This is a genomic window from Erythrobacter sp. JK5, assembly GCF_018205975.1.
Lineage (GTDB): Bacteria > Pseudomonadota > Alphaproteobacteria > Sphingomonadales > Sphingomonadaceae > Erythrobacter.
Genome location: NZ_CP073577.1, coordinates 1,838,992 through 1,853,224, shown reverse-complemented (window position 1 = coordinate 1,853,224; position 14,233 = coordinate 1,838,992). Strand labels below are relative to the sequence as shown.

At 65.1% G+C, this 14,233-nt stretch carries 18 protein-coding genes; 12 read left to right on the top strand and 6 right to left on the bottom strand.

Annotation, left to right across the window (positions count from 1 at the left end):
• Positions 1 to 60: 60 nt before the first annotated feature.
• The gene (locus KDC96_RS09100) at positions 61 to 552 is read right to left on the bottom strand and encodes a prepilin peptidase (RefSeq protein ID WP_212448147.1); all 492 of its coding nucleotides are present in this window, start codon (positions 550 to 552) and stop codon (positions 61 to 63) included.
• 112 nt (positions 553 to 664) lie between these two features.
• On the opposite strand from KDC96_RS09100, the gene KDC96_RS09095 reads away from it, so the two are divergent.
• The 3 genes from KDC96_RS09095 to KDC96_RS09085 all read left to right on the top strand — a co-directional run bounded on the left by KDC96_RS09095 (position 665) and on the right by KDC96_RS09085 (position 3,021).
• The gene (locus KDC96_RS09095) at positions 665 to 1,654 is read left to right on the top strand and encodes an alpha/beta hydrolase (RefSeq protein ID WP_212448146.1); all 990 of its coding nucleotides are present in this window, start codon (positions 665 to 667) and stop codon (positions 1,652 to 1,654) included.
• Positions 1,654 to 2,778, top strand: coding sequence for an FAD-binding oxidoreductase (locus tag KDC96_RS09090; protein WP_212448145.1), 1,125 nt, complete (start codon positions 1,654 to 1,656; stop codon positions 2,776 to 2,778). The genes KDC96_RS09095 and KDC96_RS09090 overlap by 1 nt, the downstream gene beginning before the upstream one ends.
• Before the next feature lie 66 nt (positions 2,779 to 2,844).
• Positions 2,845 to 3,021, top strand: a complete 177-nt coding sequence (locus KDC96_RS09085; RefSeq protein ID WP_212448144.1) for a DUF1508 domain-containing protein — start codon at positions 2,845 to 2,847, stop codon at positions 3,019 to 3,021.
• Between the two features lie 64 nt (positions 3,022 to 3,085).
• Here KDC96_RS09085 and rnhA read toward each other — a convergent pair whose 3' ends face one another.
• Genes rnhA through ispH form a run of 3 tightly spaced genes read right to left on the bottom strand, consistent with a single transcriptional unit; the run spans position 3,086 to position 5,519 of the window.
• On the bottom strand, positions 3,086 to 3,535 hold the full coding sequence (gene rnhA / locus KDC96_RS09080) for a ribonuclease HI (protein ID WP_212448143.1): 450 nt from the start codon (positions 3,533 to 3,535) through the stop codon (positions 3,086 to 3,088).
• Between the two features lie 28 nt (positions 3,536 to 3,563).
• The gene (locus KDC96_RS09075) at positions 3,564 to 4,535 is read right to left on the bottom strand and encodes a homoserine kinase (protein WP_212448142.1); all 972 of its coding nucleotides are present in this window, start codon (positions 4,533 to 4,535) and stop codon (positions 3,564 to 3,566) included.
• A 15-nt stretch (positions 4,536 to 4,550) separates the two neighbouring features.
• The gene (gene ispH / locus KDC96_RS09070; RefSeq protein WP_212448141.1) at positions 4,551 to 5,519 is read right to left on the bottom strand and encodes a 4-hydroxy-3-methylbut-2-enyl diphosphate reductase; all 969 of its coding nucleotides are present in this window, start codon (positions 5,517 to 5,519) and stop codon (positions 4,551 to 4,553) included.
• A gap of 102 nt (positions 5,520 to 5,621) precedes the next feature.
• On the opposite strand from ispH, the gene KDC96_RS09065 reads away from it, so the two are divergent.
• From KDC96_RS09065 to tatC, 9 genes are all read left to right on the top strand, one after another.
• Entirely contained in the window at positions 5,622 to 6,272 is a 651-nt protein-coding gene (locus tag KDC96_RS09065; protein ID WP_212448140.1) for a hypothetical protein, read from the top strand.
• 217 nt (positions 6,273 to 6,489) lie between these two features.
• Positions 6,490 to 8,238, top strand: a complete 1,749-nt coding sequence (gene argS / locus KDC96_RS09060) for an arginine--tRNA ligase (protein WP_212448139.1) — start codon at positions 6,490 to 6,492, stop codon at positions 8,236 to 8,238.
• A gap of 53 nt (positions 8,239 to 8,291) precedes the next feature.
• Positions 8,292 to 9,005, top strand: coding sequence for an SPOR domain-containing protein (locus KDC96_RS09055; protein WP_212448138.1), 714 nt, complete (start codon positions 8,292 to 8,294; stop codon positions 9,003 to 9,005).
• Between the two features lie 88 nt (positions 9,006 to 9,093).
• Entirely contained in the window at positions 9,094 to 10,116 is a 1,023-nt protein-coding gene (gene nagZ / locus KDC96_RS09050) for a beta-N-acetylhexosaminidase (RefSeq protein ID WP_212448137.1), read from the top strand.
• Positions 10,113 to 10,976: a ScpA family protein gene (locus tag KDC96_RS09045; protein WP_371815466.1), complete on the top strand. Its 864-nt coding sequence runs from the start codon at positions 10,113 to 10,115 to the stop codon at positions 10,974 to 10,976. The genes nagZ and KDC96_RS09045 overlap by 4 nt, the downstream gene beginning before the upstream one ends.
• Complete coding sequence (gene scpB / locus KDC96_RS09040) at positions 10,973 to 11,644, top strand: SMC-Scp complex subunit ScpB (RefSeq protein WP_212448136.1); 672 nt, start codon at positions 10,973 to 10,975, stop codon at positions 11,642 to 11,644. Before KDC96_RS09045 ends, scpB begins: the two co-directional genes overlap by 4 nt.
• 73 nt (positions 11,645 to 11,717) lie before the next feature.
• Positions 11,718 to 11,957, top strand: a complete 240-nt coding sequence (locus KDC96_RS09035; protein ID WP_212448135.1) for a twin-arginine translocase TatA/TatE family subunit — start codon at positions 11,718 to 11,720, stop codon at positions 11,955 to 11,957.
• 53 nt (positions 11,958 to 12,010) lie between these two features.
• Positions 12,011 to 12,442 carry a Sec-independent protein translocase protein TatB gene (gene tatB / locus KDC96_RS09030; RefSeq protein WP_212448134.1) on the top strand — a complete coding sequence of 144 codons (432 nt, stop codon included), beginning with the start codon at positions 12,011 to 12,013 and terminating at the stop codon, positions 12,440 to 12,442.
• Positions 12,443 to 12,451: 9 nt separating this feature from the next.
• Entirely contained in the window at positions 12,452 to 13,267 is an 816-nt protein-coding gene (gene tatC, locus KDC96_RS09025) for a twin-arginine translocase subunit TatC (protein ID WP_212448133.1), read from the top strand.
• A gap of 55 nt (positions 13,268 to 13,322) precedes the next feature.
• On the opposite strand, the gene KDC96_RS09020 is transcribed toward tatC, so the two are convergent.
• Together KDC96_RS09020 and KDC96_RS09015 are read right to left on the bottom strand one after the other, a co-directional pair.
• Positions 13,323 to 13,538: a hypothetical protein gene (locus KDC96_RS09020; protein ID WP_212448132.1), complete on the bottom strand. Its 216-nt coding sequence runs from the start codon at positions 13,536 to 13,538 to the stop codon at positions 13,323 to 13,325.
• Positions 13,539 to 13,757: 219 nt separating this feature from the next.
• Positions 13,758 to 13,976, bottom strand: a complete 219-nt coding sequence (locus KDC96_RS09015; protein WP_212448131.1) for a hypothetical protein — start codon at positions 13,974 to 13,976, stop codon at positions 13,758 to 13,760.
• Positions 13,977 to 14,233 lie beyond the last annotated feature (257 nt).

Here is a 14,233-nt window from a genome sequence, read left to right as displayed (position 1 = left end):
AGATTGGTTATCGGGCGGGTATGGTTTCGATGCGTACGTCCGAACTGGTTAAAATCGGGTTCATCCCAGATTGCCCGCGAGCATTTCTGCCGGAATGTAGTTGGCAGCGATCACCCACAGCGCGCCTGCAGAAATGGCGACCCCGTAGGGAAGCTGGGCTTTTCCCTTGAGCTGAAGGATGAATTTGCGGACGACAAAAAACGCGGCGAGGCCCCCTCCGACGATCGCCATGACGATCAGCATGTCGAGAAATTTGAGCGGATCGAGCCACAGCGACAGTGCGATCAGCAGCTTCAGATCGCCGCCGCCCATCAGCTTGATGGCATACATGCCGATCAGGATCGCGGCCGCGATTACCGAAAAGCCGAACTGCCAGGCAACGTCGGGCCACAGCGCCATTCCGCTGGTCCACCAGAACACCGGGGCGCCAAGCGCGATCGCGGCATTGAGCCAGTTGTCGATCTGGCGCCGCTGGATATCGGTGACCGCAGCAAAAACCAGCGCGATTGCCAAGGCAATCAGCAGCCCGTAGTGAAGATACGTCGTAAGCATTCGGCCCCCTCAAGGTTCGCGACCGATAGGTTCGGCCGGTCCTCAGGAGCGTGGTGCTACAGGGCAGTGCTTACCAAAAAGTAACCACGCCCTGCGGTCGGAAATTAGGCACGTGAACGAAAACCAGACGAACGACGAGGCAGCCATCCAGGAACCGATCGACCGTCGCGCAATCCCCGCGGGTGCGGTCGAAACGATCTGGGAAGCGGTGGACGGGCACCGCGTGCGGCGGATCGACTGGCCGGGCCGCGGGGCACAACCGCGCGGCTCGATCCTGTTTTTTCCGGGTCGCGGCGACAATTACGAGAAATACCTCGAAAGCCTCGAGGAATGGCATCGCGCCGGCTGGCGGGTGACCGCCGCCGACTGGCGCGGCCAGGCGGGCAGCGGGCGGCTCGGCAAGGACGAGGTCACCGGCCATATCGACGACTTCGCGACCTGGATCGATGATCTGGCGCATTTTTGGCGGGCGTGGAAGGCGCAGGCACCCGGCCCGCACGTGCTGGCGGCGCATTCGATGGGTGGGCACCTGGCGATGCGCGCGCTGGTGGAAGCCAAGATCACGCCTGATGCCGTGGTGCTGAGCGCGCCGATGCTCGGCATGGCCGGCCCGCCATTGCCGCTCAGCATTCTTCACGCCGTCGCCAGCATGATGACCGTGGTCGGCGATCCGACCAGGCAGGCCTGGAAGTGGAGCGAAAAACCCGGGGCATTGCCCGAAGGTCGCGCCAATCTGCTGACCCATGATCCCGATCGCTACGCCGACGAACAATGGTGGCGCGACCACCGCCCAGAACTGGTGATGGGGCCGGCGAGCTGGGGTTGGGTAGAGCGCGCCTACGCCTCGTGGAAGGAGCTCGAGGCACCCGGAGCGCTCGAAAACGTCGCGACCCCGGTGCTGATCCTCTCCACGAAAGGCGACAAACTTGTCAGCCATGCGGCAAATGTCCGCGCGATCGAGCGGTTACCACGCGGAGAAATGCTCGAATTCGGCGACGAGGCGCACCACGAAATCTTGCGCGAAACCGACGCCGAGCGCGGCAAGGCGATGGCGGCCATCGCTGAATTTCTCGATCGGGTCGCGCCTCGCCAAACCGACTGATGGCCGACGCGGTGTACGATTTCGCCGTGATCGGCGCGGGCATGGCCGGTGCGAGCATCGCCGCAGAGCTGGCGCCGCACGCGCGGGTGCTGGTGCTCGAAGCCGAGGACACCCCCGGCTACCATGCCACCGGGCGGTCGGCGGCGTTCTGGGAGGAATGCTATGGCGGGCCGGGCGTTGTCCCGCTGACGCTCGCATCGGGCACCTATCTGCGCGAGCACGGGTTCCTGCGACCGCGCGGCGCGCTCTATGTCGGCCGGGCCGGGGACAAGGCGGCGATGGATGGCTTCGTCGAGACCTTCAGCGGCACCGGCGTCACGATCGAGCGGCTCGGGCGCGAGGGACTGGCGCGCCGTGTGCCGCAGGTGCGCGAAGCGTGGTGCGATGCCATCTACGAGCCGGCCTGCGCCGATATCGATGTGGCGGGGCTGCACCAGCATTATCTGAAGGCGCTGAGGCATGCGGGGGGCGAGCTGATCTGCCGGGCGCGGGTCGAGGCGCTGTCGCGTGCGAACGGCATCTGGGAGGGGGTTGCCGCATCGGGCCGCATCTTCCGCGCCGCGACGATCGTCAATGCCGCGGGGGCGTGGGCCGATCCGGTGGCGCAGATGGCAGGTGTGCAACCGCTCGGGATCGACCCGAAACGCCGCACCGTCGCGCAGCTGCGGGTCGATCCGGCGGCACCGGACGATCTGCCGCTGGTGCTCGATATCAACGGCGGCTTCTACTTCAAGCCGGATGGCGGACGGTTGTGGCTGAGCCCGCACGATGAAATTCCGAGTGTGCCCTGCGATGCCGCTGCCGAGGAGATCGATGTCGCGCTCGCCATCGACCGGTTCGAACAGGTGACGGCGTGGCGGATCGAGGCGGTCGAGCGGCGCTGGGCCGGGCTCAGGAGCTTCGCGCCCGACCGCCTGCCGGTCTACGGCCCGGATCCCGAGGTCGCGGGATTTTTCTGGTTCGCGGGACAGGGCGGGTTCGGCATCCAGACAGCACCTGCGGCTGCGCGGCTCGGGGCTCAGATCGCACTGGGTCAGCAGCCCGATGGCATGACCCGGACGATCGATCCCCCAGCCTACGCGCCACGCCGGTTTGCGCGAACAGGCGCAGCGCAGACCGGCTAGCCAAAGGCGCAGCAATCTGTAAGGTGGCGCGCAGATTCCACGCCCAAGACACAGGGGAGAATTGCGTTGGCTCACAAATTCGAAATCTGGAAAGACAAGAAGGGCGAATTCCGCGTCCGCTTCAAATACAATTCCGAAGTGATGTTCTCGAGCGAAGGCTATTCGAGCAAGTCGAGTGCCAAGAACGCGATCGAATCGCTCAAGAAGAACGCCCCCGGCGCGGAAACCGAAGACAACAGCTGAGCCGTCGTCCGGTTTGAATTTGATGCGGGCGTGCCCAATCGGGTGCGCCCGTTTCGATTCGGATTCAGGCGCCGCCCAGCGCCGCGATCCGCTCAGCTTCGTCGCTGGCGAGCTGATCGACCCGTTCGTTTTCCGCGTGGCCATTGTGTCCCTTGACCCAGTGCCAGTCGATGCGGTGCCTCGCGGCGACATCGATCAGCTCATGCCACAGATCGGCGTTGCGGACGGGCTTCTTGCTGGCATTGATCCAGCCGCGCTTCTGCCAGCCCGCGACCCATTTGGTGATCCCGTCGATCACGTATTTGCTGTCCGAATAGAGTACCACCTCGCACGGCTCGATCAGCGCCGACAGCCCGCGAATCGCGGCGGTCAGTTCCATGCGGTTGTTGGTGGTGTCGGGCTCGCCTCCCGACAGCTCCTTTTCATGCTGGCCCATCCTCAGCAGCGCGCCCCAGCCGCCGGGACCGGGATTGCCCTTGCAGGCGCCATCGGTGAAAATTTCGACGCGTTTCATGGCCAGCGTTTGTGCCCGGAAAATCGGTTCAGGAAAACAGCTTAGTGCCGGATTGCCCGTAAAAGCGCCAGCGATCGACGAATTGCATAGGGTCCTTGCGCGTCACCAGGGCATCGTCGGGTGTGTCGAGCCAGTCCTCGGCCCGGCTGGCGACGAATCGCAGGCAGGCACCCTGGGCGATGGCGGGAAACAGCTGGCGTTCGCGCGATTCGAGCTTTCGCACCGATTCGTAGCCTTCGAGCAACGCGGTGCCGACCGCGCCCTCATGCGCGTTGGTATCCGGATCGAAACTCCAGGCCGCGTGGGTCACCGCCAGGTCGAGGGCCATCGGCCCGGTGCAGGCAAAGTAGAAATCAATCAGCCCGGTGACCCGGTCGCCGAGCATCAGCACATTGTCCGGGAACAGGTCGGCATGGATCTGAGCGCGCGGAAGGTCCGCCAGATCGAGCGCGGCGGCGTGCGTGGCGGCGGCCAGGACCTCGGGCAGCGCGGGGTGGATCGACGCGAGGCCGTCTGCGCCGCACTTCTCGAGCGTTTCGAGATTGTGGGCGAAGCCCATGGTGTTCGCGCGTTCCAGCTCGAAATCGCCGCTCGCGAGATGCATGGTGGCCAGCACTTCGCCGACCGCATGCGCCTGTGCGGGCGTGGGATGGCTGGGCGACACGCCGGGCAGGAATTCGATCAGCGCCACCGCCTTGCCGCCGACCATCCGGAAAGCCGCGCCGTCGCGATCGTGGATCGTGCGCGGGACCGGGCATGCGTTGGCTGACAGGTGATCCAGCAGCCCTAGGAAATAGGGCAGGTCCGCAAGTTCGATCCGGCGCTCATACATGGTCAGGATGAAGCGGGCGCTATCCCCGTGCACGCCGGTGGTTTCGATCAGCCAGTTCGAATTGGACACGCCTTCGGCGATGCCCTTGGCCGAAACCAGTTCGCCGACCTCGTAATGCGCGATCAGTGCGCTCAGCTGTTCGGCACCGAGATGCGTGTAGACCGCCATTCGCCGGGCCCGGCGCTATTCGGTTAGCTGGCGCGGCAGTTTGAACACCATCTTTTCTTCCGCGGCGGTGACGGTGGTTTCGTGGACTTCGCGCAATTGCCGCAGCGCATCCACCACTTCGCGCACCAGCACTTCCGGCGCGGAAGCACCCGCCGTCAGTCCAAGCGTATCCACCCCTTCGAGCCACGCAGGATCGATGTCGGATGCCCGCTGGACCAGTTTGCCGGGCGTTCCGAGCCGTTCGGAAACCTCGACCAGCCTCAGCGAATTGGAGGAATTCGGCGCACCGATCACCAGCACGAGATCGCAGGCCGGGGCAAGGTCCTTCACCGCGGTCTGACGGTTGGACGTGGCGTAGCAGATGTCCTCGGCCTTGGGCCCGTGGATCTTGGGATAGCGCCATTCGAGCGCGGCGATCACCTCGCGCGTGTCATCGACCGACAGGGTGGTCTGGGTGAGGTAGGCGAGCGGCTCGTCGCTCTCGAACGGAAGCTTGTCGACGTCCTCGATATGCTCGACCAGCGTCATCTGCCCCGGTTCCACCTGCCCCATCGTCCCGATCACCTCGGGATGCCCTTCGTGGCCGATGAAGATGATGTGGCGGCCCTTTTCGATCTGACGTTCGGCCTGGCGGTGCACCTTTGACACCAGCGGGCAGGTCGCGTCGAGATAGATCATCTTGCGGCGCTGGGCTTCGGCCGGGACCGATTTTGGGACGCCGTGCGCGCTGAACACGACCGGCGCGTCGGCCGGCACTTCGTCGAGTTCCTTGACGAAGATCGCGCCTTTCGCCTTCAGCCCTTCGACCACGTATTTGTTGTGGACGATTTCGTGCCGGACATAGACCGGCGCGCCGAAGCGTTCGAGCGCCTTCTCGACGATCTCGATTGCGCGATCGACCCCGGCGCAGAATCCGCGCGGCGCGGCGATCAGCAGGTTCAACGGTCTTGCCTTGGCGGGAGATTCTTGAAAGGGCGCGTTCATGCGGCTTGCTCTAGCGCTTTGTGACGCGCCTCGCTAGGGCGGTGACGCGCGGCCCTGGCTGGATGGGTCTGCGCTGGATCGATATTCAAGGACGGGATTTCCATGACCTTTCGCACCCGAGTTCTGCCTGCACTTGCACTTGCCGCCGCGCTGACCGGCTGCGCCCGCGAAGGTGAATTGGTGGTCGACCAGGGCGTCGGGATCACGGCGGTCCTGTCGTCCTGCCCGTCGGTCGGCATTCCCGACTATACCGGCGATGTGACCGTGTTCCGCAGCACCGGCGGCCCGACTTTTTCCAATCTCGACATGACCGCATCGATGACCAATCTGCGCTCGACCTGCGACGAAACCGGCGCGAAGGTGTACAGCGAGGCGACGTTCGATGTGCGCGCCCGCAGGGCTGACGTGCGCGGTGCGCGAACGGTTGCTGTGCCGTACTTCGTGACCGTACTGCAAGGCGGCAGCGCGGTCGTCAGCAAGCGGGTGGGCGAGGTGACGCTGACCTTTGCCGATGGCCAGGAACGCGCAAGCGCCACGGCCCGGGCCGGATCGTTTATCGACAAGGCCGCCGCAACGCTGCCCGATGATGTTCGCGAACGCATCACCCGCCGCCGACGCGCCGGCGACCCCGAAGCCGCGCTCGACCCGCTCGCTGCCCCTGAAGTGAAGGCCGCGATCGCGCGCACCCGGTTCGAGATGCTGGTGGGTTTCCAGCTCAGCGAAGAGCAGCTGGCGTATAACGCCACGCGTTAGCTTTCTTGCACGCCATCCGGCGTGCGAAATCCTCGCTCATGGGACCTGAAGGTCGGGTGGCGCTGAGCGCCGTCTACGACTCCGCTGCGGGCGAGCGGCCGCCCTTGCGGTTGCTGCGCAACCGTTGAACTCAACAACCACGTCGCCCCGGACTTGACCCGGGGCAAGGCTTCCTTTCTTGCATCGCGGATCACCCGCGTACGCGCACGAGACAAAGATGACTGAACACAAGACCATCTACTCCGCCTATGCGGCCAAGATCGAAGCCGCGTTGACCCAGCTGGTCGGCGAGGGCGCGCTGCCCGAAGGCACCAGTTTCGCCAACGTCACGCTGGAGCCGCCGCGCGATCCCGCGCATGGAGACCTCGCGACCAACGCTGCGATGGTGCTGGCCAAGCCCGCCAAGGCCAATCCGCGCGCCCTGGCCGAACAGATCGCCGCGAAGGTCGAGCAAGAGAGCGGAATTGCCAGCGCCGAGATCGCGGGTCCCGGCTTCATCAACCTTCGGCTCGATCCTGCGGCCTGGCTCGCCGAATTGCAGGCAATCGATGCGCTGGGGGACGAATACGGCCGATCGCAAATGGGGTCAGGGTCGATGGTCAACGTGGAATACGTCTCCGCCAATCCGACCGGGCCGATGCATATGGGGCATTGCCGCGGCGCGGTGGTGGGCGATGCGCTGTCCAATCTGCTCGAATTCGCCGGGCACTCTGTCACGCGCGAGTATTACATCAACGATGCGGGAGGGCAGGTGGATACGCTCGCGCGCTCGGCGCACCTGCGTTACCGCGAGGCGCTGGGCGAGGATATCGGCGACATTCCCGAAGGGCTGTATCCCGGCGACTACCTGATCCCGGTCGGCGAATATCTCGCCAGCGAACTCGGCGATCGCTTCAAGGATGTGCCCGAGGAGGAATGGCTGCCGTTCTTCCGCGCCGAAGCAGTCGAGAAAATGATGGACCTGATCAAGTCCGACCTCGCTTTGCTCGGCATCCGTCATGATGTCTTCGCGTCGGAAGCGGCGCTGCACCTCGCCGAGAAACCCGATGCCGCCGAGGCGTGGCTGCGCGAGCACGATCTCGTCTATGACGGTGTGCTCGAAGCGCCCAAGGGCAAGGCCCCGCCCGAAGACTGGGAGCCGGTCGAACTGCCGCTGTTCCGCTCCACCAGGTTCGGCGACGATCAGGACCGCCCGATCAGGAAATCGAACGGCGCGTGGACCTATTTCGGCGCCGATCTCGCCTATCACATGCAGAAGGCCGAGAAGGCCGATGCGCTGATCGACATCTGGGGCGCGGACCACGCGGGCACGGTCAAGCGGATCAAGGCGGCGGTTGCGGCCTTGTCCGAAGGGCAGGGCAAGCCGATCCCGTTCGACGTCAAGCTGGTGCAGATGGTCCAGCTGATGCGCGCCGGCGAGCCGGTCAAGATGTCCAAGCGTTCGGGCAACTTCGTCACCATCGCCGACATGGTCGAGGAGGTGGGCAAGGACGTGGTGCGCTTCACCATGCTGACCCGCAAGCCCGAGGCCCAGATGGAATTCGATTTCGCCAAGGTGATCGAGGCGTCGAAGGACAACCCGGTGTTCTATGTCCAGTATGCGCATGCGCGGATTCGCTCGACCCTGCGCAAGGCCGCCGAGGCCGGGTTAGCGCCGTCAACTGACGCGCTTGATCGGCTGGGCGACGAGGAAATCGCTCTGATCCGCCGCGCAGCGCAGTTCCCGCGCGAGATCGAGGCCGCGGCAAAGGCGCGCGAAGCGCATAGAATTGCGTTTTATCTCTATGACTTGGCTGCGGAACTCCACGCGTTCTGGAACCTTGGAAACGATTCGCCGCAAAAGCGCTTCATCGTGGAACAGGATAAGGGTTTATCCGGAGCCAGACTTTTCCTTGCTAACGCAATCGGGCAAGTGTTGCGCAATGGTCTTCGCGTGCTTGGCGTGGAGGCCGTCGAATCGATGTGATCGGCTTGCGCCGGGTCGCTGGTGCAGCCGGATGGAAAGGACTTGGGTCAGTGATGATCGAGGCCGAATTCGAAGAGATTGAAGACGGGCCGGAGGAGCTCGACCTGTCGGGCGAAGACAGCCTGCCGTGGCTCGAATCGGATGAAGACGAGGACGAGGGCGGCTACGACGCTGCCCAGATCATCGGCTTCGCCGCGATCCTGATCGCGCTGCTCGCCGGGATCGTCGGCGGCGTATGGTATTTCACGAACCGCAGCGGCGATGCCTCGCTGGTTGCCGACGGCAGCACCATCGAAGCGCCCGCAGGACCGTACAAGGAGCGCCCGCAGGACCCGGGCGGCAAGCAGTTCGCCGGTACCGGCAACGTCGCCCCGGTGGTCGGCGAGGGGCAAACCCGCGAAGGCGTGATGGCCGAACGCGGCGGCGATGCCGGATCCGGCGAAACGGGCGAGGACACCGCCCGGCCGACGATCGCGACGCGCACCACCGCCGAAACAGCGGCCACCGCAACCGCAGGCAACACGCCGAGTTCGGTCGTCGGGGTGCAGGTGGGTGCCTATGGCAGCCGCGCGCGCGCCGAAGAGGGCTGGGCCACGCTCACCCGCAGCAGCGACGCGCTCAGCGGTGTTCGCTACCGGATCGTGAAGGGCGAAGCCGATATCGGCACCGTCTACCGGCTGCAGGCGCTCGCCGCCGATCGCGCCGCGGCCGATCGGCTGTGCGACGCGCTTAAGGCCGATGGCCTGCCCTGCCAGGTTAAACCCTGAGCGGGAGCGCGGCCACCGCGCGCCGTTTTCCCCATTGCGAAGCGTTAGCCCGCTTGCCTGATTCGGCCTTCGCTGCGAGGCTCGCACCATGATTCCGGCGATTTTCGGATGTTCCGGCCCGACCCTGACGGCCGACGAGCGCGCCTTCTTCCGCGATGCGGATCCGGCGGGCTACATCCTGTTCGGACGGAACTGCGTGGACCCGGAACAATTGCGCGCCCTGACCGACGATCTGCGCACGATCCACGGGCGCGACCGGTTGCTGGTGTCGATCGACCAGGAAGGCGGAAGGGTGGCCCGGCTGCGCCCACCGCACTGGTCGCTGTATCCTGCGGGCGAGGCATTCGACAGGCTCTATAGCGTGGCTCCCGCGAGCGCGATCGAAGCGGCGCGGGCGAGTGCCAAGGCGATGGCGCTCGAATTGTCGGCGATGGGGATCACCGTGACCTTCCATCCGCCGCTCGACGTGCGCCAGCCGGGCACCACCGATGCGATCGGCGATCGCTCGCTGGGCAGCGATCCGATGCAGGTCGCGGCGATCGGGCGTGCGACGCTCGACGGGCTGGCTGCAGGCGGCGTGGCGGGGTGCATCAAGCACATGCCCGGGCACGGCCGCGCGACCGTGGATTCGCACAAGACCATGCCGCGCGTGGAGGCCAGCGCAGAGGAACTCGAAACGGACCTTGCACCGTTCCGCGCGCTGAATTCGGCCGGGATTGGCATGACCGCCCATCTGCTCTACCCGGTGTGGGATGCGGACCACCCGGCGACGCTTTCGCCAACGATCATCCGCGACATCATCCGCGGCGAAATCGGGTTCGACGGGCTGCTGCTGACCGACGATATCGACATGCAGGCGCTCGAGGGCACGATCCCCGAACGCTCGGCGCAAGCGCATGCGGCGGGCTGCGAGATCATCCTCAATTGCTGGGCGAAAATGGACGACATGCAGGGCATCTGCGCGGTGCTTCCAGCCATGCCGGATGCGGTCGCGGCCAAGCTCGACGCGGCGCTCGAACACACGCGGATCGCGCCCGCGATCCCCGCCGAACAGCCCGAATTGCTGGCCAAGCGCGACGCGCTGCTCGCCCTGGCGGGGGAAGCGGCATGATCGTGGCCGACACCGACGACGGCTTCATGCTGGGCAGCGATCCGTTGGGCGATGGCGAACCGGCAGCGGACATTGCCGAAGGCTGGGCCGATGACGAGATCGGGCAGTCCGGCGCGCGCTCGGGCGACAAGGCGCTCTATCTCGAACTCGATGGCTGGGAGGGGCCGCTCGACCTTCTGCTCGACCTGGCGCGGCGGCAGAAGGTCGATCTGCGCCAGATCTCGATCCTCGCGCTGGTCGATCAGTACTTGACCTATATCGAGCGTGCCGAAGCGCTGCGGCTCGAACTGGCGGCCGATTATCTCGTGATGGCAGCGTGGCTCGCCTATCTCAAATCGGCGCTGCTGCTTCCCAAGGACGAGCAGGAGGACCCCAGCCCCGAAGAACTGGCGCTGCGCCTCCAATTGCGGCTCCAGCGGCTGGGGGCGATGCGCGAAGCTGCGGCGCGGCTGATGGCGCGTGACCGGATCGGGCGCGATATCTTCCTGCGCGGCGCGCCCGAAGGCCTGCGGATCGACCGCAAGATCAAGTGGAAGAGCGACACCTATTCGCTGATCCAGGCCTATGGCCAGGTCAAGGCGCGCACCGCGCCGCGCATCTACCACGTATCGAACCGCCCGGTAATGACGCTCGACAGCGCGCTGGAGCGGGTTTCGGCGATGCTCGGAGTGACGCTCGACTGGATGGATATCCGCGACTTCCTGCCGACCAATGCCGAGCCCGAACTGCGCCGGTCGGTGCTGGCGTCGAGTTTCGTCGCGGCGCTCGAACTGGCGCGGCTGGGCCGGGCGGAGATCGAGCAGGAAGAGGCCTATTCGCCGCTGCGTATCCGCCGCCTGAAGGAGGCCGAGCGGGCATGACCGAGGGGGCCGAAGCGGCGCCGGAGATGCCGGCCGACGCGATCGAGCGGGCGCTCGAGGCGACCCTGTTCGCCTCCGAAGAACCGCTCAGCGTCGAGGCATTGGCGACCCATCTCGGCGGGCTGGACAAGGGTGCGGTGCGCGACGGGCTCGCTGCGCTCGAACGGCATTATGCCAAACGCGGGATGCAACTGGTCGAGCGCGGCAAGCGCTGGCATTTCGAGACTGCGCCCGATCTGGCGCATCTGCTGCGGCGCGAGCGCGAACAGGTCCGGCGGTTGAGCCGCGCCGCGACCGAGGTGCTGTCGATCATCGCCTATCATGAACCCGTGACCCGCGCCGATATCGAATCGATTCGCGGGGTGCAGACCAGTGGCGGGACGCTCGACGTGTTGATGGAAGCGGGCTGGATCAAGCTGGCCGGACGCCGCGAAGTGCCCGGCCGGCCGGTGATCTACGCGACGACACCCGAATTCCTCGATCATTTCGGGCTCGGATCGCGCCGCGACCTGCCCGGAATCGACGAGCTGCGCGCGACCGGGCTGCTCGATCCGGTCGACGATGCGCTGGACGAGGCGCTGGGCGGTGACGACGAACCCGATGGCGAGCCGGAGGAGGATTTCGAAACCGCTTCGCAAGCCGATCAGCAATCGCCGTCCGACGCGTGATCGCAATGCGCGACTGGCGTTGCGCAGCGATCATCCCTATATGCGGGCAAGGTAATCAGGAAAGACTTCGCAAATGGGCGGTATCGGAATCTGGCAAATCCTCATCGTGGCGTTGGTCGTCCTCGTGCTGTTCGGGCGCGGGCGCATCTCCGAGATGATGGGCGATTTCGGCAAGGGCATTTCGAGCTTCAAGAAGGGCATGAGCGAGGAAGAGCGGGATACGCCCGCTTCCAAGGCCCAGATCGAAGCGCCAGCCAAGGACGTGACGCCCGCCGAAACCAAGACCGGCGAGCCGAGCGATTCCGCGAGCTGAGCGCCTGAGCGACCCCCGGCGGCATCGGCCGCAACTGCACCGGCAAGGCCACCATGTTCGATATCGGCGCCGCTGAATTACTGGTCATCGTGATCGTCGCGATCCTTGTGATCGGGCCGAAGGACATGCCGCTTGCGATGCGCACGGCAGGTCGCTGGATTGGCAAGATCCGCAAGGTTTCCGCGCATTTCCGCACCGGGATCGATGCGATGGTGCGCGAAGCCGAGCTCGAGGACATGGAAAAGAAGTGGAAGGCGCAGAACGAAGAGATCATGCGCCGCACCACCTTGTCGGGCAACGACGCGACGGGCGAACCGGCGATGACCGGCCCGCCGCCCGGCCCGGAACGTTCGAGCCCGGACGATGCCGGTGTCCCTGATCCGATGGCCGACGATCCGGCGCCGTCGGCACCGCCTGCCAGCCCCGATCCGTCGCCCGAACTGCCGCTGCCTCAGCGCGGCGGCACGGACAGGCCGGGCGAGTAGGGCGGCGCGATGGCGTTCGAGATCAAGGATATCGACGAGACCCGGGCCCCGCTGCTCGACCACCTGATCGAGCTGCGCGCGCGCTTGCTGCGTTCGGTCCTGGCACTGGCGGTCGCGTTCGGCATCTGCCTCTATTTCGCCGATCCGATTCTCGGCTTCCTCGTTCGCCCGCTCAAGGATGCCTTTCCTGATGGCGAAGGCCAGCTGATCTTCACCAAGCTGCCGGAGCTGTTCTTCGTCGATCTCAAGGTCGCGCTGTTCGCCGGGTTCATGATGAGCTTCCCGATCATCGCCAACCAGTTATGGGCCTTCGTCGCCCCGGGGCTCTACGCGAAGGAGAAGCGCGCGTTCCTGCCGTTCCTGATGGCTACCCCGGTGCTGTTCCTGGGCGGTGCGGCGCTGGCCTATTTCGTGGTGATGCCGACGGCGTTCCGGTTCTTTCTCGGCTTCGGCGGGGATGCCGGGGGGCTGGATGTCGAGGCACTGCCGGCGGCGGGCGAGTATCTCGATCTGGTGATGCAGTTCATTCTGGCGTTCGGAATGACCTTTCTGTTGCCGGTGCTGCTGATGTTGCTGCACCGTGCCGGGATCGTGACCCGGGCCCAGCTGGTCGGCGCGCGGCGCTACGTGATTGTCGGCGTGGTCGCGCTTGCAGCGGTGGTGACACCGCCAGATCCGGGATCGCAGATCATTCTCGCGCTGCCTCTGCTGCTGCTGTTCGAAGGATCGCTGCTGCTGATGCGTTTCCAGGAGCGCAAGCTCGCCCCGGACGATGCCGAATCCGGAGAAGGCGAGCTGGCCGACAATCCCGGACCCGGGAACTAGCGCGAAAAAAAAAGGGGGCCGCGAAGCCCCCTTTCTCAATGCGAATGATCGCCCCTCAGGGGCTGACGGCGTCATCATCGCTGTCGTCGATGATCAGGACCGCAGCAACGATCGCGGCAACCCCGAGGATGGTGAGAAGGATACCAGTCTTGCCTTCGAGGCTTTCGCCCTCGGCAGCTGCCGACGAACGATCGAACGAAGCTTCGGCCACGGCGGGAACCGCGGCGAGCGAGAGGGCGGCGGTGGCCATGGCAACATTACGAAACTTCATGATGCGTCTCCTAATTGAGCTCTTTTTGCTGGGTGCGGATCGCGAGATGCGCGAGGCGTGCTTACAAGCGTAGCGGCGAACTGCAAGTCCAAGTTATAGAGGCACTTTCGGTTGGTCGCTCGCATCTCACGTCCGGGCTTAGGGTGGTCCCCAAATCGCGATCCCGGACGAAAAAAAGGGCCCCGCGAGGGGGCCCTTTTGAATTCGGTGTGTCGAGCCTTACGGGCTGACCGCATCGTCGTCATCGCCGTCGGCAGCGATGATGATACCGGCGATGATGGCAGCAGCCGCGAGGATCGCGATGATGATGCCCGAACCACCTTCGAGGCTTTCGCCTTCGGCGGGAGCGGACGAACGATCGAACGAGGCTTCTGCGACGGCCGGAGCAGCGGCAAAAGAGAGGGCTGCGGTGGCCAGCGCAACGTTACGGAACTTCATTTTGGTGTCTCCTATGAGCTCTTATTAACTGTCTTGGCTGCTGGTTAGGACAAACTTGTCATTGATACAACCTTTAATTTGGACCGAAGCATCGGATTTCGTCCGGGAGAAAGGTTGCAATTCAGCATTTTATCGGGGTTGTGTCCATTTTGCATCGATTCGCCATGAGCGGGGCGTGCCGGCGGTCTGTGCAAGTGCACAATCGCACCGGCTCCGACACACCAACCAAGCAACGCGCGATTCCCTTCGCGAGGCAG